The organism is Mycolicibacterium sp. XJ870 (assembly GCF_053483975.1).
Genome location: NZ_JBEFTI010000001.1, coordinates 576,131 through 601,805 on the forward strand (window position 1 = coordinate 576,131; position 25,675 = coordinate 601,805).

The 25,675-nt window shown below is 65.5% G+C and carries 26 protein-coding genes; 13 read left to right on the top strand and 13 right to left on the bottom strand.

The genetic code is table 11. From position 1 onward, the window contains the following. Positions 1-75 precede the first annotated feature (75 nt). The 6 genes from ABQF30_RS02860 (at position 76) to ABQF30_RS02885 (ending at position 4,398) form a co-directional block, all read left to right on the top strand. Positions 76-504 carry a hypothetical protein gene (locus ABQF30_RS02860; RefSeq protein ID WP_448460907.1) on the top strand — a complete coding sequence of 143 codons (429 nt, stop codon included), beginning with the start codon at positions 76-78 and terminating at the stop codon, positions 502-504. A 144-nt stretch (positions 505-648) separates the two neighbouring features. Further along, complete coding sequence (gene glmM / locus ABQF30_RS02865; protein ID WP_448460908.1) at positions 649-1,986, top strand: phosphoglucosamine mutase; 1,338 nt, start codon at positions 649-651, stop codon at positions 1,984-1,986. A gap of 42 nt (positions 1,987-2,028) precedes the next feature. Next, positions 2,029-2,325: a type VII secretion target gene (locus ABQF30_RS02870; protein WP_448460910.1), complete on the top strand. Its 297-nt coding sequence runs from the start codon at positions 2,029-2,031 to the stop codon at positions 2,323-2,325. A gap of 3 nt (positions 2,326-2,328) precedes the next feature. Beyond that, entirely contained in the window at positions 2,329-3,738 is a 1,410-nt protein-coding gene (locus ABQF30_RS02875; RefSeq protein WP_448460911.1) for a hypothetical protein, read from the top strand. Positions 3,739-3,782: 44 nt separating this feature from the next. Continuing rightward, positions 3,783-4,013 (top strand): FitA-like ribbon-helix-helix domain-containing protein, encoded by a 231-nt coding sequence (locus ABQF30_RS02880; protein ID WP_448463388.1) that lies wholly within the window; start codon positions 3,783-3,785, stop codon positions 4,011-4,013. Next, positions 3,949-4,398 (top strand): type II toxin-antitoxin system VapC family toxin, encoded by a 450-nt coding sequence (locus tag ABQF30_RS02885; protein WP_448460913.1) that lies wholly within the window; start codon positions 3,949-3,951, stop codon positions 4,396-4,398. The genes ABQF30_RS02880 and ABQF30_RS02885 overlap by 65 nt, the downstream gene beginning before the upstream one ends. A 30-nt stretch (positions 4,399-4,428) precedes the next feature. Here ABQF30_RS02885 and ABQF30_RS02890 read toward each other — a convergent pair whose 3' ends face one another. Next, complete coding sequence (locus tag ABQF30_RS02890) at positions 4,429-5,307, bottom strand: LysR family transcriptional regulator (RefSeq protein WP_448460915.1); 879 nt, start codon at positions 5,305-5,307, stop codon at positions 4,429-4,431. A gap of 70 nt (positions 5,308-5,377) precedes the next feature. Between ABQF30_RS02890 and ABQF30_RS02895 the strand changes: the two genes are divergently transcribed. Next, positions 5,378-6,094 (top strand): SDR family oxidoreductase, encoded by a 717-nt coding sequence (locus tag ABQF30_RS02895; protein WP_448460916.1) that lies wholly within the window; start codon positions 5,378-5,380, stop codon positions 6,092-6,094. A 133-nt stretch (positions 6,095-6,227) separates the two neighbouring features. Then, positions 6,228-6,899 carry a DUF3298 domain-containing protein gene (locus tag ABQF30_RS02900; RefSeq protein ID WP_448460918.1) on the top strand — a complete coding sequence of 224 codons (672 nt, stop codon included), beginning with the start codon at positions 6,228-6,230 and terminating at the stop codon, positions 6,897-6,899. Between the two features lie 12 nt (positions 6,900-6,911). On the opposite strand, the gene ABQF30_RS02905 is transcribed toward ABQF30_RS02900, so the two are convergent. Genes ABQF30_RS02905 through ABQF30_RS02960 form a run of 12 tightly spaced genes read right to left on the bottom strand, consistent with a single transcriptional unit; the run spans position 6,912 to position 19,545 of the window. Further along, positions 6,912-8,354: a carotenoid oxygenase family protein gene (locus tag ABQF30_RS02905; RefSeq protein ID WP_448460920.1), complete on the bottom strand. Its 1,443-nt coding sequence runs from the start codon at positions 8,352-8,354 to the stop codon at positions 6,912-6,914. A gap of 14 nt (positions 8,355-8,368) precedes the next feature. After that, complete coding sequence (locus ABQF30_RS02910) at positions 8,369-9,025, bottom strand: hypothetical protein (protein WP_448460922.1); 657 nt, start codon at positions 9,023-9,025, stop codon at positions 8,369-8,371. Next, positions 9,022-9,663, bottom strand: coding sequence for an Rv1363c family protein (locus tag ABQF30_RS02915; RefSeq protein WP_448460924.1), 642 nt, complete (start codon positions 9,661-9,663; stop codon positions 9,022-9,024). The genes ABQF30_RS02910 and ABQF30_RS02915 overlap by 4 nt, the downstream gene beginning before the upstream one ends. 14 nt (positions 9,664-9,677) lie before the next feature. After that, positions 9,678-10,967, bottom strand: coding sequence for an MlaD family protein (locus ABQF30_RS02920; protein ID WP_448460926.1), 1,290 nt, complete (start codon positions 10,965-10,967; stop codon positions 9,678-9,680). Continuing rightward, a complete protein-coding gene (locus ABQF30_RS02925) occupies positions 10,964-12,076 on the bottom strand; it encodes an MCE family protein (protein ID WP_448460928.1) in 1,113 nt (370 codons plus the stop codon). The genes ABQF30_RS02920 and ABQF30_RS02925 overlap by 4 nt, the downstream gene beginning before the upstream one ends. Next, positions 12,073-13,176 (bottom strand): MCE family protein, encoded by a 1,104-nt coding sequence (locus ABQF30_RS02930; protein WP_448460930.1) that lies wholly within the window; start codon positions 13,174-13,176, stop codon positions 12,073-12,075. The genes ABQF30_RS02925 and ABQF30_RS02930 overlap by 4 nt, the downstream gene beginning before the upstream one ends. After that, a complete protein-coding gene (locus tag ABQF30_RS02935; protein ID WP_448460932.1) occupies positions 13,173-14,228 on the bottom strand; it encodes an MCE family protein in 1,056 nt (351 codons plus the stop codon). Before ABQF30_RS02935 ends, ABQF30_RS02930 begins: the two co-directional genes overlap by 4 nt. Then, positions 14,228-15,280, bottom strand: a complete 1,053-nt coding sequence (locus tag ABQF30_RS02940; RefSeq protein WP_448460933.1) for an MlaD family protein — start codon at positions 15,278-15,280, stop codon at positions 14,228-14,230. Before ABQF30_RS02940 ends, ABQF30_RS02935 begins: the two co-directional genes overlap by 1 nt. Beyond that, the gene (locus ABQF30_RS02945; protein ID WP_448460935.1) at positions 15,277-16,551 is read right to left on the bottom strand and encodes an MlaD family protein; all 1,275 of its coding nucleotides are present in this window, start codon (positions 16,549-16,551) and stop codon (positions 15,277-15,279) included. Before ABQF30_RS02945 ends, ABQF30_RS02940 begins: the two co-directional genes overlap by 4 nt. Beyond that, positions 16,551-17,405: an ABC transporter permease gene (locus tag ABQF30_RS02950; RefSeq protein ID WP_448460936.1), complete on the bottom strand. Its 855-nt coding sequence runs from the start codon at positions 17,403-17,405 to the stop codon at positions 16,551-16,553. Before ABQF30_RS02950 ends, ABQF30_RS02945 begins: the two co-directional genes overlap by 1 nt. A gap of 2 nt (positions 17,406-17,407) precedes the next feature. Beyond that, on the bottom strand, positions 17,408-18,268 hold the full coding sequence (locus ABQF30_RS02955; protein WP_448460938.1) for an MlaE family ABC transporter permease: 861 nt from the start codon (positions 18,266-18,268) through the stop codon (positions 17,408-17,410). Continuing rightward, a complete protein-coding gene (locus ABQF30_RS02960; RefSeq protein ID WP_448460940.1) occupies positions 18,265-19,545 on the bottom strand; it encodes a cytochrome P450 in 1,281 nt (426 codons plus the stop codon). Before ABQF30_RS02960 ends, ABQF30_RS02955 begins: the two co-directional genes overlap by 4 nt. A gap of 106 nt (positions 19,546-19,651) precedes the next feature. On the opposite strand from ABQF30_RS02960, the gene ABQF30_RS02965 reads away from it, so the two are divergent. The 5 genes from ABQF30_RS02965 to ABQF30_RS02985 all read left to right on the top strand — a co-directional run bounded on the left by ABQF30_RS02965 (position 19,652) and on the right by ABQF30_RS02985 (position 25,628). After that, the gene (locus ABQF30_RS02965; protein ID WP_448460941.1) at positions 19,652-20,425 is read left to right on the top strand and encodes an SDR family NAD(P)-dependent oxidoreductase; all 774 of its coding nucleotides are present in this window, start codon (positions 19,652-19,654) and stop codon (positions 20,423-20,425) included. An 18-nt stretch (positions 20,426-20,443) separates the two neighbouring features. Continuing rightward, the gene (locus tag ABQF30_RS02970) at positions 20,444-21,877 is read left to right on the top strand and encodes an aromatic ring-hydroxylating oxygenase subunit alpha (RefSeq protein ID WP_448460943.1); all 1,434 of its coding nucleotides are present in this window, start codon (positions 20,444-20,446) and stop codon (positions 21,875-21,877) included. 43 nt (positions 21,878-21,920) lie between these two features. Further along, positions 21,921-22,580 (top strand): TetR/AcrR family transcriptional regulator, encoded by a 660-nt coding sequence (locus ABQF30_RS02975; protein WP_448460945.1) that lies wholly within the window; start codon positions 21,921-21,923, stop codon positions 22,578-22,580. A 76-nt stretch (positions 22,581-22,656) separates the two neighbouring features. Next, positions 22,657-24,102 carry a carotenoid oxygenase family protein gene (locus tag ABQF30_RS02980; RefSeq protein ID WP_448460947.1) on the top strand — a complete coding sequence of 482 codons (1,446 nt, stop codon included), beginning with the start codon at positions 22,657-22,659 and terminating at the stop codon, positions 24,100-24,102. Then, positions 24,099-25,628: an aldehyde dehydrogenase family protein gene (locus tag ABQF30_RS02985; RefSeq protein ID WP_448460948.1), complete on the top strand. Its 1,530-nt coding sequence runs from the start codon at positions 24,099-24,101 to the stop codon at positions 25,626-25,628. The genes ABQF30_RS02980 and ABQF30_RS02985 overlap by 4 nt, the downstream gene beginning before the upstream one ends. Positions 25,629-25,675 lie beyond the last annotated feature (47 nt).

A 25,675-nucleotide genomic window follows, 5' to 3' on the forward strand; every position in this document is an offset into this window, starting at 1 on the left:
CCGAATCTGCCGCTGGTACGAGTCAGTCAGCTCGTTGGGGGACCGGACCGCCTCCTGACTGAATAGGAGTAGTTGATGAAGAGCACCTTGAAGCGAGTGACAGTCGGCACCGCCCTCGGAGGGGCGCTGTTCCTGTCCGCCGGCATGGGCGTCGCCAACGCTCAGCCGAGGGACGGTCAGGTCGACGTCGTAATCGGCACCGTGGGCGTTCTCGAGGACGTACCTATCGGAGCCGCCACCCAGATCGCCGGCGGGGTCTGCGATCGGGAGGTTGGCCAGGTCACCCCGATCGCCGAGACTGTTGACGCCAACGGCGCTCAAACCAACGTGTGCAACAACAACCTGGGTGCGGTCGACTTCCGGCAGAACGAGGGCGCTCCGGCCGCCGGCACGGCCGAACAGCCAGAGGGCACCAGCGAGGGCGCTGAGGGCTCCGGTGCGGCCGAAGAGACGCCTGCTGCTCCGACCACACCGGCCGAAGAAGGCAGTGGCGCAGGCAGCTGACGTGCGCTGCTAGGCCATCCTTGAGTCACCGCCCGCGGAGCGATCCGCGGGCGGTGATCTCGTTTATGTACCGATTCGGCGGCGGGATGGCCGCTGACCTCGTCGGTTGTGTCTCGGCCGCCAAATTATGAGAAGTTTAAGGGCATGGGTCGACTGTTCGGCACCGATGGGGTGCGCGGCGTCGCCAATCGCGATCTGACCGCTGAGCTGGCGCTGGCGCTCGGTGCAGCGGCTGCGCGGCGACTCGGTGTCTCCACTGGTCACGGCCGGCGGCTCGCCGTGGTGGGTCGCGACCCACGGGCCAGCGGCGAGATGTTGGAGGCCGCAGTGATCGCGGGGCTGACCAGCGAGGGTGTCGACGCCCTGCGGGTCGGGGTCCTGCCCACTCCGGCAGTTGCGTACCTGACCAGCGCTTACGACGCGAGTTTCGGCGTGATGATCTCCGCCTCGCACAACCCGATGCCCGATAACGGCATCAAGATCTTCGGACCCGGCGGGCACAAGCTCGACGACGCGACCGAGGACCGCATCGAAGAACTTGTTCAGGCGGGTCCTGCACTGCGGCCTACGGGTGCGGGCATCGGCCGGGTGCTGGACGCCGAGGATGCGCTCGACCGCTACCTGCGACACGTCAGTAAGGCCGTCACCGCACGGCTCGACGGGCTCACGGTCGTCGTCGACTGCGCGCACGGCGCCGCGTGGGCGGCTGCTCCGCGGGCCTACCGGGCCGCGGGCGCCAACGTCATCGCCATCAACGCCGAGCCCAACGGTCTCAACATCAACGACGGTTGCGGATCCACGCACATGGATGTTCTGCAGGCCGCGGTGGTCGCGCACGGCGCCGACCTCGGATTGGCGCACGACGGCGACGCCGACCGCTGCCTGGCCGTCGACGCGGCAGGCCAGGTGATCGACGGCGACGCGATCATGGTGGTGCTGGCCCTGGCCATGCAGGACGCCGGCGAACTGGCCTCCAACACGTTGGTCGCCACGGTGATGAGCAATCTGGGCCTGCATCTGGCGATGCGGACCGCGGGCATCGAGGTCCGTACCACCAGCGTCGGCGACCGGTACGTGCTCGAGGAGTTGCGGGCGGGCGAGTTCTCGCTGGGCGGCGAGCAGTCCGGTCACGTGGTGATGCCCGGTTTCGGTACCACCGGTGACGGCATAGTCACGGGCCTGCGGCTGATGTCGCGGATGGCCCAGACGCATTCCACGCTGGCCGCGCTGGCCGCGCCGATGCAGACACTGCCTCAGGTGCTGATCAACGTCGAGGTCGCCGACAAGGCAACGGTGGCCCAGGCTCCGTCGGTGCGGTCCGCGGTCGCGCAGGCCGAAGCCGAACTGGGTGACACCGGGCGAATCTTGTTGCGGCCTTCGGGGACTGAGCAGGTGGTTCGGGTGATGGTCGAGGCCGCCGATGAAGACACCGCGCGGCAGTTGGCTGTGCGGGTGGCCGAATCGGTGAGCCTTCAGCGGTAATTCTCATGGAACCGGACCGGTCTGGTCTGCGTCTAACCGGGCATGGGAGAAGTTGACGCCGCCCGTGTCGACGTCGGTGCGCTACTGGGCGTGGCGCGGCAGTACGACACCGTCGCCGACATGATCGAGGCCAGTGTGCGGGTGCCGTTGAGGTTCGACGGGGCTTCGGCCGGACAGGCGCACCCCTTTCACGGCGATGCGGTGCGCGCCGCGCTTGACGACCGCACTGCTGCGTTGCGGCAATGGGCCCGGGCCGCCGGTGAGATCGCCGCGGTGCTGCGTGCCTCAGCCGATCGGTACGTGGTCGCGGACGCGGGCGCGGCAGGGCGGATGGACTGACTGATGACCCAAATCACGGACGCTGCAACACGTCTGGATGACGGACAGCCCGCAGTCGAAGTGTTCACGGAATACGTGCGCGCCTGCGAGATGCTCGGGTACCAGCATCATGATCTGACCCGTCACCTCGGCCAGGTGCGGGACTGGTACGACAGCGAGGACGGTCTGGATCTGCGGGCATTGGACGCCGACTGTGCCACGCTGGCCGCGGCCGCCGCGTCCGCGGAGGAAGCGTTGCGGGTACAGGACACTCAATTGGTTGCGCTCGCCGGCGCCTGGCAGGGCCGCGGAGCGCACGCCGCGCGTGAGTTCTTGCTACGCCATGGTGGGGCGGCTGAACACACGGTTGCCGCGCTGCACACGGCCGCGACCACATTGGCCGAACTGCGCGACAACCTGTGGCGGGCGATCGACGGCAAGGTCACTGCAACCATGCAGATCGAGGGTCGCGCCGCGGCACAGCGCGAGGCCTGGCTGGCCGCTGCCAGGACTCTGCGTATGGGCCTGGGGGATCGCTCTGTCGCCAGTGAGCTGATCGACCAGCAGGTGAAACCGTTCGTGCACAACGATATCGGTGGGGACTGGCTGGGTGCGATGCGGACGGCGACGGCTGCGGTGGCCGATGCCTACGGCGCAGCTGTATCGGCTCTGCGCGCCGGTCCGGTGACGGTGTTCGACATTCCGGGGGATCTTGGCCCGACGTGGTCGTCCCCGTCGCCGACGGATGACGTCGCACCGACCGAGCGGGCGTTCGCCACCACCGCACCAGCCGGGTTCGCCCCGTCGAGCCCGGCCACCGCGCCGGCATGGCAGGCGCCGATCGGTGCGCCGGGCATGCCGATGCCGTCGCCTGCTCAAATGCCGCCTGCCGCACCAATCGATCCCGCGCCCGCGATGACCCAGCCCGCGATGGCCCAGCCCGGCGGATTGGGCCAGTCGCTCGGTGGAGGAGTGCCTGGCCTCGGGTCGGGATTACCTGACATGGGTTCCGGGGTGTCCGGTATCGGCGCTGGTCTGGCTGACTCCGGCCAGCAGCTCGCCGACCTGTTCAGCGGGTTGATCGGTTCTGCCGCAGAGGGTTTGCCGGGGGAGGATTCGCTCACCGACGAGGCGTTGGATCTCGCCGAGGATGCCGAAGAGAAGGATCCGAAGCCTGAGGACGACGACGGCGAAGACGTCGAGGCTGACGAGGGTGAGCATGAGAATCTCGAGGAGGAAGAGCCCGTCGAGGAACCGCCCGCTGAGCCCGCTGATGAGCCGGAAGCCGTTGAACCCGAACCAGTTCCACCAGAACCAGCGCCGGTTGTCCCGCCACCGCCCTTGGCGGATCCGCCCGCCGAGTCGCTCGCTGCACCTGCCGGTGAAACACCGTGCGAGATCGCGGCCGATGAACTACCACAGGTGGGGCAGTGACCGCGACCCTTGCATTCTGGCGCTACTGGCGCCAAAATGGCGCCATGCCCAGTGTGCAGATCAAAGACGTTCCCGAGGACACTCACCGTGTCCTACGGGAGCGAGCCGCACGTGCACATCAGTCCCTGCAGGAGTACTTGCGCAGCCGACTGATCGCCGAGGCGAATCAACCGACTCTCGAGGACGTTCTCGATCGAGTAGCCGCACGCGGTGGCGGTCGGGTGTCATTCAGCACAGCTGTCGCTCAAGTTCGGGCGGACCGTGATCGTCGTTGACGCGAGCGTTCTGGCGGTAGCACTCGGCGATGACGGTGTGGACGGCCAGCGCGCTCGGCAGCGCTTGGCGGGCGAAACACTTGCCGCTCCTGAACTCGTCGACCTCGAGGTCGTGTCTGTGTGGCGTCGCCAGGTCACTGCGAAGCAGATGCCCGCTCGACGAGCCTCTGATGCGGTGACGGATCTGGAAGATCTTCCGTTGCGCAGGTTTTCGCACCGGCCGCTGTTGCGTCGAATCTGGGAATTGAGGCGCGTCATCACCCCGTACGATGCCGCGTACGTCGCGCTGGCCGAGGCATTAGGGGTAGTCCTCAGCACTGCTGATGGACGGCTATCAAGGGCATCGGGCATCAACTGTGAGATCGAGACAATCGGGAATGTGTGACGCGTCCGCGGCCGGTTGTATCCGTGGGCCCTAGATCGTGTCGTCACGGCAGGCAAGCGCCGCCGCGACGAACTGGTCGCGCACCGGGTTGTCCACAGCCGCATTCCAGATCAGCGTGACTTGGCTGGGCGGCAGATCCTCGATCGCTACCGTAAGCACATCGGGCCTCCGGTAGAACGCGGTCGTAGACCGTGGCAGGACGACGAATCCTTGACGGGCGGCGACATGTTCGAGCTTGTCCTCGACGCTGCGGACCGTGGTGCGCGGCGGCGCCCACCGCTGATCGGGCGCAGCCCGCACCTGACACTGCGGGATCGTCGCCGGGTCCTGTAACAGAAGTCGGTCGGCCAGGTCTGCCAGGCGTACCGACGCGCGCGCCGCCAACGGGTCGTCGGCAGGCAATACTGCGTGGAACGGTTCTTCCAGGAGGTGCGCGGTCCCCAGACCGCGGTGGTCTATCGGTTCGCGGGCGTAGACCACGTCGACCTCGCCGCTACGTACCACGTCGGCCTGCTCGTTCCAGCCGACCTGGCGGGCGACTGCCTGCCGGCCTGGCTCTGCGCCCTCGAAAGCCGCGGCGGCGGCCGTGGCACGCACGCCCGCCATCACCCCGACGGTCACCGTCACCGCCGATCTAGAGGTGCGGGAGATGCGCTGCTGCAAGGCTCTTGCCTCGTCGAGCAGAACCTTGGCGTCCTGCAGTAGAACGGTTCCCGCACTCGTCAACTGGGTTCCGCGGGAGCCGCGGGTGAACAACTGGACTCCGAGTTCGTCCTCGAACACCCGAATCTGGCGGGACAGCACCGGTTGAGCGATGTGGAGCCGCCGGGCTGCTCGCCCGAAATTCAGCTCCTCGGCGACTGCGACGAAGTAGCGCAGCTTGCGTAGGTCGAGGTCGGCGGTGGCCATACCCCAAGGGTATCGCCTGGCGACGAAAAGGGTCTTGGACGAGCTGCGGATCCGAACCGACAGTGGAGACATGAACCTGAAGAACGCACAAGTCCTCGTCATCGGCGGTACCTCCGGAATCGGGCTGGGTGTCGCATCCGCGGTCGCCGAACGCGGCGGGATCCCAATTGTGATGTCTCGCAAGCAGTCCAGCGTGGACAGTGCATTGGCCGAATTGCCCGACACCGCCCGCGGCGCGACCATCGATCTCACCGATGAGGCCGGGCTGGCCAATCTGGCCGACGAGACCGGGCCGATCGAGCACCTGGTGTTCAGTGCCGGTGAGGCGCTGGAGATGGTGGGCTTCGCCGATCTCACCGCAGCGTCGATCAGCGGATTCCTCGGCACGCGCCTGGCCGGCCAACTGCAGGCGATCCGTGTGTTCGCGCCGCATATCAGCCCTGGCGGATCGGTCACCCTCACGAGCGGCACAGCTGCGGAGAAGCCCGGATTGGGTGTGTTGCCCACCGCGGTGTGCGGTGCGGTCAACGCGATGACGCGGGCATTGGCCATCGAGCTTGCCCCGCTGCGGGTCAACGCCGTCGCACCCGGCCCGATCGTGACACCGCTGTGGTCGACGCTCAGCGACGCTGAACACCAGGCCATCATCGAGCGTTACGTGCAACACCTTCCGGTGGGACGGATCGGCGAGACGGCCGACACCGCATTGGCCTACGTCTATCTCATGGAGCAGGAGTTCGGCACCGGCGTGGTGCTCACCGTGGATGGCGGTACCACGTTGAACTGAAATTGGCAGAATTCGTTTGTCGATTTCAAACTCTGAAGCCTCTGAATCGGTATTCTTCAAGTCGATGTACAGATCATGTGTGCGTATATCGACAATTGTCACCACGCTTCTTCTGTGTGCGGTACAGAATTGCGTGGCCGGCATACCCACCGTTGTCGCTGAACCGGTCGCAACCGGGTCGGGGTTCGCGGCGGCGCCCGACGTCATCTCCGGCCGAAGTCCGGATGGGTTGGGCGACTGGACTGTTCGCTATCAGCGGGTAATCGGTGGGGATCCGGCGATCGCCGGCAGGATCAACGAGGTCATCGACGCCGAGGCGCGCGGCCAGGTCGCCACCTATGAGCCGAGCGCGACGAAGACGCAACCGTGGACTTTCGAATCCGACGGCGTCGTGGCATTCCGTCCGATCACGGTATCGGCATTGTTCACCGGTGAATATCGCACCGATATGCCGAATATGCCATTTCACGCCGTCGCGACGCGGGTGTTCGACACCCGGAGCGGAATTCTGATCAGCTGGGACAATTTGTTCACCGATAAACAGCAGGGGTTGGCCCGCTTGTCGGAGCAGACCAAGGCGATCCTGCCGACCGTGTACGCCCCGCCGCGCAGTCCGGGGGTGTGGCAGTTCGGCAGTGAGATCGCCCCGATCGAGGACAACTTCCGGTACTGGATCCCAACCGCTGAGGGTATCGAACTGCATTTCACCGACTGGCAATTCGCCCGTGGCCTCCCGGTGATCACGGTGCCCTGGGGTGCGGTCGAAGATCTGATCGCACCGCAGTTCCGCCCGATCACCGGGTAGCCTGCGCGGTCATCACGCAGGCACGGCGACCCGCGGCGTGTAGGAGCCGTGAAAGGTCAGGGGCAGATGGTGGCGCAGCTTCCCCTGATACACCGGGCCGGCGGCAATGTCTTTGGCGTCCAGCACCATCAGGCTTGCGACGTTGTTCACCCCGTCCAGTGCGGGCACCAGCAGCCAGCCGTCGTCCTCGTCGGTGCCATCGGGCCGAGTCGCGAAGATCGCCTCGTGCGGCAGGTGCCCGTCGGGTAGCTGGTACATCGTCTCCTTGCCGGTGGTGTTGTCGACTTTGGCCACGGCGTTCGGATAGACGTTGCCGCCCGAGGAGGCGGACAGGTAGGTGTAGCGATTCTGCGACGCCATCGTCTTGACGTTCAAAGTCGGGAATTCGCCGTACAAGTCGGTGATCGGCTCGGTGCTCACCTGCCCTGACGGTGTCACGCGCAGCCGGGTCAGGTTGCCGCCGTAAGGCATCGTCGACGTCTGCACCAGGGTTTGCACCGAGGACAGTTGACCGTTGAGCTGTTCCCACGAGGCGTGGTAATTCACCAGTTCGACAACCGTGTCCGGGCCGTCCTCGTAGGCATTGGCCAGATGCAAGTGCAGCGACGGGTCGGTATGGAGCACCCGCGGTTTGCCGCCGTCGCGAGGCACGAGGCCGATCATCGTGCCCTGGGAGGCGTCGTAGTCGATGGCCTCGATGAAATTGCGCAGTCCCAACCCCGCGCCAAGGAACTTCGACAGCGGAAACACCAACGGAGGTACCACGAAAACCATGTTGTGCGCGGTCAATCCGACATCATGGTTGAACATCGGGCCGGGCAAGGGCAGGTGTCCCAGCCGGTGCAGCTTTCCCGATCGGTCGACGCGATAGCAGATCAACTTGGGGACCGGGAACATCGCCATGCCGAAGTTGAACATATCCCCGGTGCCGAAATCCCACTTGGGATGAGCAGAGAACGCTCCCAGCCACTTCAGGCCGCCGTCGAAATCGTGCATACCGATGGTGCCCAACGTGTCCGGATCGATCTGGGTGGGGCGGCCGCCCTCCCACAACGCGAGCAGTTTGCCGGCGTGCATCACGACACCGGTGTTGGCGACATTGGCAGGAAATCGCAACGCATTGGCGAGGATTCCGCCGGGGCGCATCGTGCCGAGCGCGCGGAACGGCGCACCGTTGGACACCAACGACTTCTGGTAGTGCTCGGTCTGGATGTAGCGGTTGCGGTAGTGCACCTTGCCGTCGGCGAAGACGAACATCGACAACATTCCGTCCCCGTCGAACAAGTGGCCGAGCTGCTGACCGCCGGCATCGAGCTTGCCGGGTCCGTTGCGGTAGAGGGTGCCGCGCAAACCCTCGGGAAGCGCGCCGTCGAAATCATCGATGGTGTAGTCGTATTCCTCGTACAGCGGCGTGTAGGTGGAGAAGTCGCTTCCGGGGAGGCTTGAGCTGGTCATTGTGTCGGGTCCTTTCAGGCTCCGGGGCGCACGCGCAGCGTGCAGGACAGACCGGGTAGATGCGGGTCGAACTCCATCGGCATGGCAGAGTGCGCGTCGAACACCTTCTCGCAGGCCGCTTTACAACCCATCAGACACGAGTGCTGCTGAGCGGTGTTCGTACCGGCGGTAGTGTGCATCGCACATTCCGAGATCTCGTAGACCAGGGTGCCGTCGGCTTCGATGCCGGTGCGCTCGATCGGCCCGACCAGAAATGTCGCGACGGACACGCCGGCGTCCATCACCGACGGATACATCCCACGAGGCACCAGGTTGACCGTGGCGAACGCCGGCAGGATGAACCGCAGCCACCGGCGCAACCGGTGGGCGACCGCGTCCGAGACCAGTTCTTCGACCGCAGGCTCCGGCACCACTCGCACGAGTTCGCCGATGGTCCATTCGAGTTCGCGGACAAATTGGCCGTAGCGTCGCTCCCACGCCCGACGCGGCGGTTCGAGCAGCCGGCCGGGTGTGCGGTCAGAAACCACGCCGGCCCACCCGGCCTCGACCGCGGACCGATCGTCGGCCACCAGTCGCAGTATCGGCAGCAAAATCGTCTCCGGGATGTCGCCCACCTTCGCCAGCATCGACCGCATGATGAGGTCGTCGCGTAGGGCGCTCAGGACGCTCATGGGATGTCCACCTTGGCGGCCTTCCACTGGCCGTCGGCCTTCTGCATCGTCATGACGATGCGGCTACGGTCGACGCGAGGATCGGGAACCTCGGTGTTGGTGACGGTCTGGTCCACGAACAACAGCACCACCACCTCGTCTGTGCTGACGGATTTGATCGCCGAGTCCACGACCAGACCGTGTCCGGTTGCCTTGTGGTCGATCAGCAGTTGCCGCAGCTGCGTACTGGATTCGGCGTAGACGTCGCGGAACTCGCCGGTGGAGCCATCCAACACGGCCTTGAAGTTGGCATCGAGATTGTTGGTATCGACCGAGGTGAGGGTCACGGCATAGGAGTTGGCGGTGCGCAGGGCCTCGTCGCCGGCGGCTTGCAGCTGCTTGGCCTGATAGCTCTGCCAGCCCAGATACCCGCTGAGTGCACTCAGGCCCGCGATCAGCACCACCACGGCGCCGACGGCCACTCGGCGTGGCCACTTACGTTGGCGCGGAGAAGGTTCGGTCGTCTCCACGACCGGCTCGTGTGGTTCGTCGGACGGTTTCGATGCCGACGATTCGTCGTCGGCCTGCTCTGCCACCCTAGGGTCGACATCGTCGAAGTCGGTGTCGTCGAGTTCCTTGAGGAAGTGGATGTTCAACACGTGCACTCCTGGGATCAGTAGGGATTGGGCGGTCGGGTGGGCTCGGACTGTGGCGGCATGACGGGGCCGCCGTACGGCAACGGAATCGTGTGATCGGTGATCGGGGTCGGATCGGTACGGCGCTGCGGATCGAGATCGGCGGGGGGAAGCGCGGTGTCGTCACCAGCGGGCCTGGGAGCGTTACGCGCCCCGCGGACCATGACACCGGGGTCGTCGTTCTGGCAGTACGTGTACATGAACGGTTCGGGGTGGTTCGGGATGAACGGCACATCGCGCTGGTGCGGATAGTCACACAGGTAGCGGGGGTAGATGCTGGCGATCGCCCAGATGCCGCCCTCGTGCATCAGTGAGGCCACCCCGTCGAGCATCGGTTTGCGTTCGTCGTTGAACAACCGGTCCAGCGCAGGCACCCGCACGTAGGACAGCTGGGCCACGGTGGTGAGATTGCCCAGCAGTTGCACCATGGTCGGGGAGTTGTCGGCGATCAGGGTGTCCATGGTCTGCAGCACCGCCGGAGTGCTGTCCAACAGGTGACGCACCCCGCCGTCGCGCTCAGCGATCCCGGTCATCGTCGCGCCCAGGTTGTCGGCCATGGCATGCATGCCATCGGAGGAATCGTCGATGATCTGGAACACCGAACGACTGCCCCTGATCAGTGACGTGGTCTCGGGCAGTACGCCATCGAGGGTGGATACCAACAGCTGGGTGCCGTCGAGCAGGCCGCGCAGCTTGTCGGGGCCTTCCTCGCTGACTCCGAGCTCATCCATCACCGCTCGCAGCTGCTCCGGGTTCGCCTGTGCCAGCACACCGTCGATGTCGGAGAGCAAGCGCCACATAGGAATCGGGATGACCGTCTGATCCTGTCCGATCAAGGTGCCGTCGGTCACCAGCGCGCCGTCGGATGTCGTGGGTTCGAAGTTGAGATACTGTTCGCCGGCGGGGGACAGTCCTGATACGTGAACAGTGGTGCCCTGCAGCGGAATCCGGGTGTCGGCGTCGATGCGGGCGGTGGCGATGACGCCGTCGCCGCTGATGTCGACCGACTGCACCCTGCCGATCGGTACTCCGCGCAGCGTCACATCCTGGTTGGCGAGCAGACCACCCGATTCGGGCAGTTGTACCCGCACGGTCAGCTTGTCCTCGAACGGGGCGATCCGCAGTGCGCCGAACACCAGGTACGCCACGCCGATCACCACCAGTGAGAGCTGTCCGATGGCCGACAGCCACAACCGGTGCGCCACTGCGGCGCGGACGGTGCCCACCACCGCCGCGGACACCGGTTCCAGTAGCGCGCGGCGCCTCATCGGGGAGGTCCCCACACCTGGCCGCGGTTGGGCCCCCAGACGCGGTCGCCGAGTTGGGTGAGGACGAACCGCAGCGAACCCACCATGTTGTCCCAATCCGCCCGTTTGGGGCCGGTGAACGCGGGGTCGCCGAGGTGATTGAGATCGGGAATGTGACCCAGGGCCACCTGCTGCAGGTCGACGTCGGAATGAGCGACGTTGGCGTTGAGCAGTTTCAGCGCCGGAGGAAGGATACGAAGGAAGTTGTCCATGGTGACGCGCGGATCCACCGATGCATCGTTGAAGGACCGGGAGATGGTGTTGAGATCGCGCACCACGCTTCGGGTGTCGGTGCCCTGGATCGATGGAAAACGCTGCAGCTGGCTGGTGATGGCGCCGACCTGGTTGACCAGGTCGACGATGGCTGCGGTGTTGTCGGCGATCGCGGTCAACGCCGGTGCCGACGAGTTCAGCAGATCGTTGATCGAATCGCGGCGGGTGTTGAGCGTGTCGGCCAGTTGCGCGGTCTGCTCCATGACCGTGCGGATCTCGTCGGAGCGTGCCGCCATCGTCGAGACCAGGGCGCGGGATTCGCGGATCAGGGTGGTCAGGCCCTCGCCGTCCTGGCCGACCGCCGAACCCATCCCGTTGAGCACCCGGGTCAGGTTCCGGATGACGCCACCGTTGACCAGCATCGTGGTCGAGGCCAGCACGTCCTCGACGGTGGCCGCCGCCACCGTGGCCGGGAGTGGAATGGTGTCGCCGTCGCGCAGTGCGGGGCCGGCCTCGGTGCGCGGCGGTACCAGTGAGACGAAGATGTCGCCGAGCGGGGTTGCCGAGCGTAGCTCGGCCGTGGTGCCCGCGGGCAGCTTGATCCCGTCGACGATGCGCATCTGCACCACGGCGGTGTAATCCTTGGCGGCCATCGAAACCACCTCGCCGACATCGGCTCCGCCGACGCGTACCTTGGCGCGGTCGGGCAGATTGAGCGCATTGGAGAACTCCGCGTTCAGGTGATAGCTCGCGCCGCTGATCCCCGGAGCGGGCAGTGGGAGATCCTCGACACCGGATGAGCATCCGGAGATGACGACTGCGGTCACCGCGGGTATCGCGCAGTGCAGCAACCTCATTCGCCCAACCTCGTCAGCCCCTCGAGCATCGAGGTCACCCCGAAATCGGGTCCCAGGTCGCGGATCGACCCGGTGCGGCAGCCGAGTTGGCGCAGCCCCAGGATGTTGCAGACCTCCTTGGTCATCGAGCTGTCGAAGAACACCGAATCGAAATGCGCGGTGACGCGCAGCATCCCGTTGTCCGAGTCGATCGCGTTGGAGACGTTGTCGATGGCCAGCGGCGCCACGTCGAACACCTCGGCTAGCTCGCGGCGGTAGTCCACCAGGGCCTTGCTGAACGCCTCACTGCTGCGCAGCGTCGCGCCGATGTTGTCACCGTTGGTGCTGATCAGGGAGTTGAGTTGATCGAGCACCTCGTTGAGTTGGCGGCCGGTGTCGCCGCGCCCCACCCCTTCGCCGGCCAGCACATCGCTGAGTTGCCGGATGTAGGAACCGAATTCACGAACCTGGTCCTGGTTCTGGGCCGCGGAGTCGACCAGCTTGCTCAGGTTGGTCACGATCGTGTCGATGTTGCGCTTGGTGGCGGCCCCGCCGTCTTCACCGGTGCGCAGCGCTTCCGAGAGCTGCCCGAGGCTGGTCTTGATCTGTTCACCGCTGGTGGAGGTGATCGCCGAGGTGGCGCTCAGGATGTCGGCCAGGGGCCCCGCTCCGGTGCCATCGCCGCCCATCGCGACGCCGAGCTTGTCGACCATCTTAAGTACCCGGTCGAACTCGATCGGTGTGCGGGTCGAATCACGGTTCAGCACAGCCCCGTCGGGCAAAGTGGGACCGGCGGTGTACGGGGGTGTCAGCTCCACGTGGCGGTCGGTCAGGATCGACGTACCGACGGTGACGGCGGTGACCTCCGCCGGAATCTGCACCCCCGGGTCGATCTCCAATGCGACCTGGACGTACTCACCGCGGGGCGTTATCGAGCTGACGCGCCCCACCGGCATACCCAGAATCGCCACCGTGTTGCCGGCGTAAAGACCGACCGCATTGTCGAACTGGGCGATGATCTGCTGACCCGACTCGGCGGTGGGTCGCACCAGATACGCGCCGCCGACGACTGCGGACACCACGACCGCAACCACTGCTGTCAGGATTGTGCGTCGGTTCACTGGCAGTCCTTGAAGTACTGGTAGCGCTCCGGCAACTTCCACTGCTCGGCGCGGCCACTGATCGCGCACATCCAAGAATCGACCATCAAACCCCCCGGGAGCATGAAGTCCAGAAACGGACCTGTACCTGTTGCGTTGGCGATATTGCGCATGGAGATCGGCATGACCTGAAAAAGGTTGCGCAGCAAGGCGTCGTGATCGCCCATCATCGAGATGACCTGCCGGAGCTCGGCCAACAACTCGTCGAGCTGGGCGCGGTTGCCGACGGAGACGTCTCGCGCGGTGGTGACCAGTGTGGTGGTCGCCGCGAGCAGGCGCTGCACACCGGCGCGGCGCGCGACGATCTCGCCCATGAGCTCGCGGCCCTGCACCACCAGAGCGGAAAGGTCGTCCTGTTGGCCCCCGAGGATCTCGGCGACCGAAGCGGTACTGCGCAGCAGTTCGGCAATCTGATCGCGGCGCTGGGCCACCACCGTGGCCAGGTCATGCACATTGGCCAGGGCGTCGGGCAGGATCGTCGGGACGTCGTGCAGTTGGTGGGCGACGGTCTGCATCGACTCCGCGAACTGCCGGGCGTCGACATCTTCGAAGGTGGTGGTGGAATCCTGCAGGAGCTTCTGCAGGTCGTAGGGAACACTGGTGCGGGCAAGGGGGATTCGGTGATCTGCCAGGGGTCCGCCGTCGGACGGCTTGAGCTCGACGTAGCGTGAGCCGAGGACGGTGGTCAGTTTGATCGCCGCGGTGGTCTGCTGCCCCAGGGGTACGCCGTTGCGGATCTTCATGGTCACCAGGACGCGGTCACCGGCCAGCGCGGTCCGGCTGACGGTACCCACCGGGATGCCCGCCACGGTCACCTGATCGCCTGGGCGCAGGCTGGCCGCCTGTTTGAATTCGGCTGTGTAGGTGGTGTGTCCGAGGTGCAGCGAGCTCAGCATGGTCGTCACGAGGATCAACACGACAAGCGTGGCCAGCGCGATGGTGCCCAGCCAGGCCATGTTGAGATCCTCCAGCACACGTTTGCGGCGGCCGCGGTGCTCTCTCATCGCCTTCATCACCTGCACATCGGGGAGTACTTGCGCTGACCACCCGGGGTGGCCGCATTGACAATGGTCGGCACGATCGGCTTGAGGAAGTTGAAGATCGTGAAGTTGAAATCGCAGGCCTGAGCGCTCATCGCGGTGCTGTCACCGGTGATCCTCGATACGCCTTTGAGCACCGCGGGCAGATTCGAACCGATCGTCGCCCAGCCGTCGCGATTGCGGATCATCGTCGCCAGGAATCCCGGTTCCCGGTTGAGCATGTCCTGCAGTTCGGGTTGCACCGCCGGGGTGATCGCCGAGAGGCGGCTGACGACGAGGGCGACCGATCCGGTGGAAGCGATCAGCTCGTCGCGGTGTGAGTTCAGGCCCGCGACCACCGCGCGCACCTGGGTCAGGGTGGTCTGCAGCTGCGTGCCCTGACTCGCAAGGTTGGCCGTGACGGCGTTGAGGCCTTCGATCACCCGGCCGAGGATCTGGTCGGGGCCTGCCATCGATCGGGCCAGCTGGGACGTCTCGCTGATCAGCACGGCCACCGAATCGGCATCGCCTTGCAATGCGCGGATCAGTGCGTTGGACAGATTTCCCCGGTTGCTCGGGTCCAGCAGGGTGAACAGTGGCTCGAAACCGTTGAGCAGGTTGGTGATGTCGAATGACGGCTCGGTGTGCGCCAGCGGGATCTGCGCCCCGTCCGGCAGTCGTTCGGGCCTGCCGAACTCGGCCAGGGACAGGCCGAGATAGCGCTGGCCGATGATGTTCTGATACACCACCGATGCCTTGGTGTTTCCATAGATGGGCTGGTCGCGTGCGATCCGGAAGCGCACCTTGGCCACCGTGTCGTCGAGCGTGCCTTCGAGCTCGACCGCATCGACGCGGCCCACCCGCACTCCGGCCATCCGCACATCCGACCCGACGCGCAGGCCGGTCACATCGGTGAACACCGCGGTGTAGGTGTTGGTCGGGCCGGATACATCGCGGCGCAGCGTCACCAGGATCGTCCACGTCAGCATGAAGCACACGATCACGAAGACGACCAACCAGACGAGGCGACGACGATGTGCTGTCACGGCGTCCCCACGGGTGCTTCGGCAGGCAGCGGGTCGAAAGTGATTGCAGGCGGCGCGGGTTCGACAGGACCGAGCAGGATCTCCTCGGCCGGGTTGGCCGGGTTGGCCGGCAGTGCCGTCCCCGGCGGGGCGACGTATGCGCGAGGGTCAGGCAGCCCCCTGGTGTCGACGACGGGCGTCGTCAGTGGAGCGGTGTCGCAACTGGGCCCGCGGAGTCCGCCGTACACCGGACAGTCGGCCCTGGTGTAGAGCCGCAGCGGGGCAAGGGCGACCACGAGTTTGAAGGTGAAGCCCAGCTTGGTGCCGGTGCGGGTCCACAACTCGGCGAAGAACTTGTCGATGACATTGTTGAGCCCCAACATGATTGCCGGGAACTTGGCGGACCTGTCGGCAAGGACCCCGATGACGGGAGTCAGATTGCCGGTGACCGCGGCGAGAGTCTCGGCGTGGTTGTCCATCGCGGTGCGGACCGTCCCGACGGTGTGCTGCGCGCCGGTCAGCAGATTGGTCAGGGCCGCTTGTTTCTCGGCGACCGTGCGCATCGGAACCACCGCGTTGTGCAGTGCGTCCACCAGTTCCGGTGCGGTGCTGTTCAATGCTGAGATCGCCGAGTTCCACGTCTGCATCGTGGGCGGGCCGTACTCGTCGGTGCTCAGCGCGTTCATCTCGGTGACGATGCGGTTCAACCCCTGCCCGGCGGAGGTGAGGGCGGGCCCCTTCCCGGCCGTGGCCTCGGCGATGGTGTGCACTAGGCCGAGAGTGCGGTCGGTGTCCGGCCGGCCCACCGCCGAGACCAGCTCCCGCAGCTTGGCCAGGGTGGTCTGGAACAGCTGGGTGGGCAGCGTGCGGTCCTCGCCGATGACGGCGCCTGCGCGCAGGGGTGGCCCGTCACCGTTGTCGACCAGCTGCACCGAGGACACCGCGAAGGCATTGCTCGGCACGATCCGTGCGGTCACCGTGTCGGGGATGTTGCGGGCATGCTCCGGGCGTAGATCGATCTGGACGATGTTGGGTGATTCATCCAGTGCAGGAACGACATTGCGGACCACTCCGACGAGGACACCGCGGAACTTCACATCGGATTTGGCGGGCAGTCCGTCCCCGACCGACGTCATCTCCGCGACGACCTGAAGCCGCCGGTCCAGGGTGCCGTTGGACTTCGCCATCAGCAACGTGACGGCCAGGGCGCACAACAACACGAACACGATTCCGGTGCCCACCAGCGTTGTGGTGGATGGGCCGCGCCCGTCGAGTTCGAACTGGTTGGGCATCAGCCGCCGAGCCTCCCCGACGAGTCGACCCCCCAAAACGCCATGGTGAGAAGCATGTTGACGATCACCATGATCGTGATGCTGGCCCGCATCGCCCGGCCCGCGGCCACCCCGACGCCGCGAGGCCCGCCGGTGGCGTAGAAGCCGTAGTAGCACTGCAGCGTTGACATGATCGCGACGAAGGCCGAAACCTTGATCACTGCGTAGATCATGTCCCGGCCGCTCAACGTCAGCGCGAAGTAGTGCAGGTACGTCCCGGATGCCTGGCCGCTGGACAGGAAGACGATGAACTCGCACACCAGGAAGTTCAGTGCCAGGCAGACGACGAACAGCGGGATCACCGCGATCGCCGACGCTAGGACCCGGGTGGTGACCAGGTACGGGATCGGCCTGATGGCAACGGATTCCAGAGCGTCGATCTCCTCGGCGATCCGCATCGCACCCAGTTGGGCGGTGAATCGGCAGCCGGCCTGGATGGCGAAGGCCAGGGCCGCCATCATCGGAGCGAGCTCGCGCACGGTGGCCAATGAGGTGATCAGCCCGGTGGCCGGGCCGAGGCCGAGCAGGTTCAAGGCGTTGTAGCCCTCGATGGCGACCACCGCGCCGCCTGCAGCGCCCACCACGAGGACGACGCCTGCTGTCCCGCCGCCCACGACAATCGACCCGTTGCCCCATGTGACGTCGGACAGCAGTCGCAGGAAATCACGCGGATAGCGGCGCAGCACCAGGGGGATCCCGGCGATGGTCCGGAAGAAGAAGGCCACCATGTGCCCGACCCGCGCCACGTGATAGCCGAGTGCGTTGCCAAGGTCGACGGCCGGGCGAACGCCGAGCGGATAGTAGGGGGCCGCCATCGCTAGAATCCGGCTTTCGGGAACAGGATCAGATACATCTGGCTCATCAGCACGTTCACCAACATCAGCAGCAGAATCGACTGCACCACCGAGGCATTCACCGAGTTGGCCACTCCGGCCGGGCCACCGCTGGTGTCCAGGCCCTTGTAGCAGGCGATGATCGCGACGATGACGCCGAACACCACGGCCTTGAGCAGGGTGAGCACCAGATCGTCGACGGTGGCGAACGACGAGAACGTCGCCGTGTAGCTACCAGGGGTGCCGCCCTGCAGCATGACCGTGAACGAATACCCGGCGAGGAAGCCGATGAAGCAGGTGAAGCCGGTGAGCGCGACGGCGATGAGCACGCTGGCCACCAGCCGCGGCACCACCAGTCGGCGGATCGCGGAAACTCCCATCACTTCCATGGCGTCAATCTCGTCGCGGATCGTCCGCGAGCCGAGGTCGGCACTGGTGGCCGAGCCGACGGCGGCCGCCATCAGGATCGCCGCGACCAATGGCGCGCCCTGCCGGATGACGGCTAGGCCATTGGCTGCACCAGCCAGCGACGTTGCCCCCAACTGTCCTGCGAGCAGGCTGAATTGGATGGCCAGCGTGATGCTGAACGGCACCGCGACGAACAGCGTCGGTACCACGGCGGTGCGGGCCATGAACGTCGCCTGCTCGACGAATTCGGTGAACGGGAACCGGCCCCGCACCACGTCGGCGAACAAGCACTGGAAGGTGCGGACCGTCAACACACATTGGCCACCAACCGTGCGTAACGCCCGGATCGGATGCCCGTCGACGTAGCCCTTGGACCATTGGGCGATCTCGTCGGTGGCAGGCGTGGGCGGTGAGTGCCGATGTGCGGTGTCGGTCATACGTCGGTGGCCGATTCGAAGATCACGGACAATCGCTTGAATCCGCGGAGCATGAAGCTCGGTTCGTAGGCGAAGTCGTTGTCGTCGGCGAAGCGGACCGAGGTGAATCGGCGGGCGAGTTCCTCCAATGCGACGCGGGCCTGTAGCCGTGCCAACGGCGCGCCGAGGCAGGCGTGGATACCGGTGCCGAAAGCCAGGTGCGTTCGGGCATTGTCACGCTCGGGGTTGAACTCCTCGGGATCGTCGAACTGGGCCTCGTCCCGGTTGGCCGACCCGAATCCGAGCACCACGAGCTGCCCGGCCGGGATGGTGTAGCCGCCGAGGTTGGCCTCGGCCTTGGTGATGCGGAACATGCTCTGCACCGGGGTGAGGAACCGTAGTGCCTCCTCGACGACCGCGCCTGCGCGCTCAGAGGGGTGCTCCCGCAACCAGTTCCACCACTTCGGGGTCTGGGTGAGCCGATGCAGGGTTCCGGTCATCAGCTTCGTCGACGTCTCATTGCCTGCGATGAGGATCTGCTGGATGATGCTCAGCGCAGCTCCCGTGCTCAATGGCGCGTCGGCATCGTCGGCATCGGCTGCCTGGACCAGTCCGGTGATGAGATCGTCGCATGGGTTGGCCCGTCGGTCGTCGAGCTGCGCGGCGAAATAGCGTTGGTACTCGAGCAGACTGCGAGCCTGTTCAAGGGCGCCTGCCGCGTCGATCTCGGCACCGATGGTCAGTGCGAATTGATCCGACCAGCGCTTGAAGTCGTCGATTCGGTCGTCGGGCACGTTGAGGGCGTGGGCGATGATCCGCAGCGGCAGGGGAGCGGCGAATGCCGAGACGAACTCCACCGGTTGCCCTTCGGGCAGTTTGGCGGTGACATCGCCGGCGATCGCGCGGATGGCGGCCTCCCGCTGCGCGATGAAGCGGGGCGTGAAGGCCTTGGCCACCATTCGCCGGTAGTAGTGATGCTCGGGCGGGTCGGCGGTCAGCAGCGTCGGCACCGGCTGCCAGCCCTGAGCCGCAATGGCGGCGACCTCGTCGGCCACCGATTCCGGCGGCGGCAGCTGCGGCAACCCGAAGGCCGAGGAGAACACTTCGTGATCGGTCAGCGCTTGGGCAACGAGTTCGCGTGCGGTGACGAACCACATGCCCCGGCTGGCCACGAAGTGCACCGGAGCTTCGCTGCGCAAGGTGCGGTGCCATGGATAGGGGCATTGCAGAATTTGCGGTTCGAGCGGATCGAAGTCGTCGACCGCGTATCTGCCTGGGCGGGAAGCGTTCTCACTCAATGCGGTCTCCGTACGGTATCGACTTGACTAATTGGTGAGCTAATATAATAGTGATCCACATCATAGGCAAGGACGACTTGTAAACGTCCGGATGGGAGGTCGGGGAGTGCCGACTGCCGTGGTAACCGGTGCCGGAAACGGCATCGGACGTGCGATTTCACAACAGCTGGCGAAGGCTGGACTCGACGTAGTCGTGGTCGACATCGACGGCGATACGGCCAAGTCGACGGCCGAAATGGTCGGCGGTCGGCCGGTGGCCTGCGACGTGTCCGACGAGGAGTCGGTCGCATCGCTGGGCCGGTCGGTGTCCTCGGTCGACATCCTGGTCAACAACGCAGGCATCTGGCGTTCGCAGACCCTCGACGCCAGTTCGGTCCGCGACGTGGACGATGTTCTGACCACCAATGTGATCGGGACCTGGCTGGTCACCCGGGCACTGATACCGAAGTTCGGGCCGCACGGGGGAGCGGTCATCAACCTGACATCGGTGCTTGCCGAGGTGGGTGGCGCAGGCCGTGGGATTTATCCGGCGTCGAAGGCCGCCATTGTGGCGTTGACCAAGCAAATGGCGAGCGAGTATGCACCGCGGCGCATCCGGGTCAACGCGGTCGGGCCCGGACTGGTGTTGACCGAAGGAACAGCGGGGGAATTCGCCGATCCCGGTTTGCAGGACGCGATCGGTCGGTCAATGCCGCTGGGACGGCTGGGCACACCTGAGGACATCGCGGCCACCGTCGGGTTCCTGGCCTCGGACGCCGCCGGGTACATCACCGGGCAGGTGCTCTATGTCGACGGCGGTTGGGGGATCAACGGCTCGGCGTTCATCGGCACCGCGGTTGCCGGCTATTTCGGGCAACTCGCCACAGCCGACCAAACCTGACATGTGCGAGAGGAAACCATGACTGAAACCCCCGTCCGGCGCGATCCCGTTCCCGCGGACGCGAGGAGCAAGAACGACCCGGGCGCCGCCCGCTCGTCAGGTCCGTCCGTGCAGAGCCTGCTGGCCCAGGACACCGGCGCGGTTCCCGCGCCGTTGCTCGAAGAGTCCTACGAGTACCTCGGTTCGGCCGATATCGGCAAGGACCGATATCTGACCCAGGAGTTTCACCTGCGCGAGGTGAACGGGCTGTGGAAAAAGGTGTGGCAGTTCGCCTGCCGCGAGGAGGACATCCCCGAACCCGGCGATTACCTCGTGTACGACGTCGCCGACATCTCGCTGATCGTGGTTCGCACCGCTGCGGGCGCGGTCAAGGCCTATCACAACGCGTGCCTGCACCGCGGGACCCGATTGTGCGACGACACCGGGCATGCCAATCAATTGCGTTGTCCGTTCCACGGTTTCACCTGGAACCTGGAGGGCGCATTGGCCGACATACCGTGCCGGTGGGACTTTCCTCATATCGACGACGACGAGTTCGCGCTGCCGGAAGCGCAGACCGGAGTGTGGGCGGGGTTCGTCTTCGTCAACCCGGACCCGCAGGCCGCGCCGCTCGCCGACTTCATCGGCGACCTGGACAGACATTTCGCGCCGTTTCGCCTGCAGGACCGATTCAAGGCGATCCATGTCGCCAAGGTGATCGACTGCAACTGGAAGGTCGGGATGGAGGCCTTTCTCGAGTCGTACCACGTGATAGCGACACATCCGCAGCTACTGGAGTACCTCGGTGACTCCAACACCCAGTACGACATCTATCCGCGCGTTGACGGTCTGCCGGGTTTCAACCGGATGATCACGCCGCAGGCCACGTGCAGCCCACATCTCGAACCGCTGGAGCCCCAGGACGTGCTCGATGCGATGTTCCGGGATTTCTACCCGGACGGGGTCGGCGAGTTCGAGGTGCCCGACGGGCAGTCGGCCCGACCCATCGTCGCGGCGGCGATGCGGGCCAACCTCGCCGCGGCCACCGGGGCGGATCTTTCGGCCACCAGCGACTCCGAGATCCTCGACGCGATCCAGTATTTCGTGTTCCCCAACATGGTTCCGTGGGCCGGCGTCGGCGCCCCGCTCACCTACCGGTTCCGGCCTTACGGGAACGACCCGGGCCGGTGCATATTCGACATCATGATGTTGACCCCGTTGCCGGCCGGGGTGCCGAAGCCGAAGTCGCCGCCGGTGCACTGGCTCGGGCCCGACGAGGATTACAGCGCCGCGCCCGAGCTGGGGGGATTGTGTGCGGTGTTCAATCAGGATCTGTCGAACCTGCCGCGCATCCAGCGTGGCCTGAAGTCGATGACCAAACCCGGTGTGACACTCGCCAATTACCAGGAAATCAGGATCCGGCAGTTTCAGCTGGACCTCGACGCGTACCTCGACGCCGGCGTTGACAACTGACGTGGTCCTCCCGGTTGAGGGCTCGCTGGGCGAAAATGGGCAGATGAGTGAGACCAAGGCCGTTCGGTCAGGCCCGGGACGTCCGGCGGGCATCGACAGCGTCGATACCCGGCAGCGCGTGATCGATGCCGCTTGCCAATGTTTTGCGCAGTTCGGTTACGGGCCGGCTACCAACAGCCAGATCGCCGAGATCGCCGGTGTCACCGCCGGGGCGGTGTACTACCACTTCGGTACCAAGAACAAGCTCTTCGAAGCAGTGTGCAACGACGTCTACGGGAAGATCCTGACGCGGTCGGCGAAGGTGATGGTCGGGCCACATTCGGTGCACGGCCTGCTGCGTGCGGTGCTTGACGAGTCGATGCGCATCAACCATGAATCGCCTGAGCTGGCGGGTTTTGTGGCGACCGCGCCGATCGACGCGCGTCGTCATCCGGAGCTCACGGAAGCCTTTGCCAAGCAAGGGGTTCGCATGACGGATGCGCTCGCACAAGCCGTCACCGACGGACAGAAGGGTGGACTGATACCGGGCGATCTTGATGCCGTACAGGTGGCCCGGGTTATCGGTGCCATCGTCGACGGGTTCGCACATGCGGCAGCGGCGGCCGATCCCGGCGAGATGGACAGCCTGAATCGGCTGTTCGAGAACCTCCTGCTCGACGCAGGTAAACCGACGCCGAAACGTCCGGCCAAGAAGCGCGGCTGACCCGGTGTACGTCGCGCCCGGAACGGCGTGTGGACCGAAAAATTAATTATCCGACCAACTACCGAATGTGATCACCATGGCGACTACGCGCTATCGCGAGAGCCCGTTCCTCACCGGGCACCATCAGCCCAACCGGATGGAGGTCGACGCGCCGGATCTGTTCGTCGAAGGCGAACTGCCCGGTGACCTCGCCGGTGTGTTCTACCGCAACGGAGCCGAACCCCTGTATCCGCCCACAGTGGAGGACTATCACTGGTTCGACGGCGACGGGATGGTGTACGCGTTCTTCATCGAGGGCGGCCGGGTATCACTGCGCAACCGGTGGGTCCGCACCGACAAGTTGCTGCTTGAAATGAAAGCCGGCCGAAGGCTGTTCGGGGTCCACGGCAACCCGGCCACCACCGATCCGCTGGCCCGCGACACCCGCTACAACACCGCGAATACGAACGTCATCCTGCACGGCGGCAAGCTTCTGGCATTGATGGAGGGCGCTCCGCCGGTCGAGCTCGATCCGCGCACGCTGGCCACCATCGGTGAGGAACACTACGGCGGGGTGATCACCACGACGTTCTCGGCGCATCCCACCGTTGACCACCACACCGGTGAGCTGATCAACATCGGGGTGATCGACAGCGGTGATCAGCCCGAGATCCGTTATGACGTCATCAGCTTCGACGGCAAACCGATCAAGACGGAGGTCATCCCGGTACCGCACCGATCCATGATGCACACCTTCTTCGTCACCGAGAACCATGTGGTCTTCCCGGTAACGCCGCTCGACGTCAATGTCCGGCGGGCGATGTCCGGCGGGCCGATGGTCGCGTGGGATCCGGACCGGCCGACCAAGTTGGGCGTCATGCCGCGCGACGGGTCCGCGGCCGACGTCCGGTGGTTCGAGGCCGAGCCGCGCCACATGATGCACCAGGCCAACGTCTGGGAGGACGGCGGTCGGCTGATCGCCGATGTGGCTGCAGCCGAAGGCACGGCGCTGTTCGGTGACCTCGATGGCAGGCGTCGATCGCACCGGGAAACCCGGCAGAGCCTGCGGCGGTGGGTGATCGATCCGACCCGGCAGACCGACGTCGTCACCGAATCGGTCATCAGCGACCATGACATCCAATTTCCGCGCCCCGACGACCGGCTCATGACGCGCGCCAGTCGATACGCATTCGCCAACAGCAACCTGTACTCCGTCGACGGCCGCGCTGACGGCATGGATTCGGTGCTGCGGGTCGACACCGCCACGGGTGCCGAGGATCTGTACCACTTCGGCGCGGGTGCTGCGGCCGGCGAGCTCATCTTCGCGCCTCGGGTGGGTGGCGCAGACGAACTCGACGGTTATGCGATCACGCTGGTGCATCAACCAGGCGCAGCCGAGACCGAACTGGCGGTGTTCGACGCCCGGGCCCTGTCCGGGGGGCCGGTGGCCCGAGTCAAGATCCCGTTCCGCATACCCAGCGGATTTCATTGCAACTACTACAGCGTGGACAACCCGCTGTACGGCCAGGCGATGGCACGGTGAGCACCGTCGAACGCGGGATCATCGAGGTTCGCAACCCGGCCGATGGCACCGCGGTGGGCACAGTTTGCGACCATTCTCCTGACTCCGTCGCAGCCACGGTCGCTGAACTCCGTGTCGCGCAATGCGAATGGGACAGCGCCGGAGTGCGCGAACGTGTGCGGTGGTTGCGAGGCTGGCAGGACTGGTTGATCGACAACTCTTCGCGGTTGACCGACATCGTGCAGTCCGAGACCGGCAAGAGTCGCTACGACGCCGAGATCGAGGTGCCCGCCGCGGTCAACCTCGCCAACTACTGGGCACGCCACGCCGCTCGGTTTCTCGTCGACGAAAGGCCCCGGCCACACAGCCCCATCGGCCTGACGAAACGCCTGGTGACCAGCTTCCGGCCTTATCCGGTGGTCGGGGTGATCACGCCATGGAACCTGCCGCTGCTCAACCCGTGTTTCGACGTCTTCGCGGCCCTGATGGCCGGGGCCGCGGTTGTGGTCAAACCGTCGGAGGTGACACCACTGAGCGCCGTGGAACTGGGTAGGGGATGGGCTGAGATCGGGGCACCCCCGGTCTTCACCGTGCTTACCGGCGCCGGTGAAACCGGCAGGGCGGTGGTCGATGCCGTCGACTACGTACAGTTCACCGGATCCACGCACACGGGACGGGCGATCGCCACCGCGTGCGGCGAATCGCTGACCCCCTACAGCCTGGAGTTGGGCGGCAAGGACCCGGCAATCGTATTGGCCGACGCCGATATCGGGCGTGCTGCTGCCGGTATCGCCTATGGGGCACTGTTCAATTCAGGACAGGCGTGCATTTCCGTGGAGCGGGTCTATGTAGAGGATCCGGTATACGACGAGTTCGTCAGCGCCCTCGTGGAGCAGGTGAAGACGCTGCGGCAGGGTAGGGACGAGCGTGAGTTCAGCGTCGACATCGGCGCCATGGCCACGACCGCTCAACGGGATATCGTGCAGCGCCACGTCGATGATGCCATTGCCGGCGGAGCCCGAATCCTACTCGGTGGCAAGCCAACCGGTGTGGGAACCTTCTTCGAACCGACCATCCTGGTCGATGTCGACCACTCGATGGCCTGTATGACCGAGGAAACTTTCGGGCCGACCATTCCCGTCGTCAGGGTGGCCGATCAGGACGAAGCGGTGCGGTTGGCCAATGATTCGGTCTACGGGCTGTCGGCCACGGTGTGGACCGGTGACCTGCGGCGCGGTGAGCGGGTTGCGCGCCGCCTCGAGGTCGGCGCGGTCAACCTCAACGATGTGATGGCCAATGTGGTCAACTTCGCGATTCCGATGGGCGGATGGAAGGCATCGGGGATCGGCGCCCGATGGGGAGGGGCGCCCGGAATCCGCAAGTACTGCCGTCAGCAGGCGATCACCGTGCCGCGTGGGCCGGCGTTGCCTCGGGAACCGTTGTGGTACCCGGCGTCCCGGGTTCGCTCGCGGATTCTGTCGAATGTCATGCGGGCGGTGGACGGCCGCGGGCTGCGCAAGCTCGGACTTCGTCGGCCGAACCGTTGACACCGAACGTGACCGATGTTACAAATTAATTATCCGACTAGCTAATA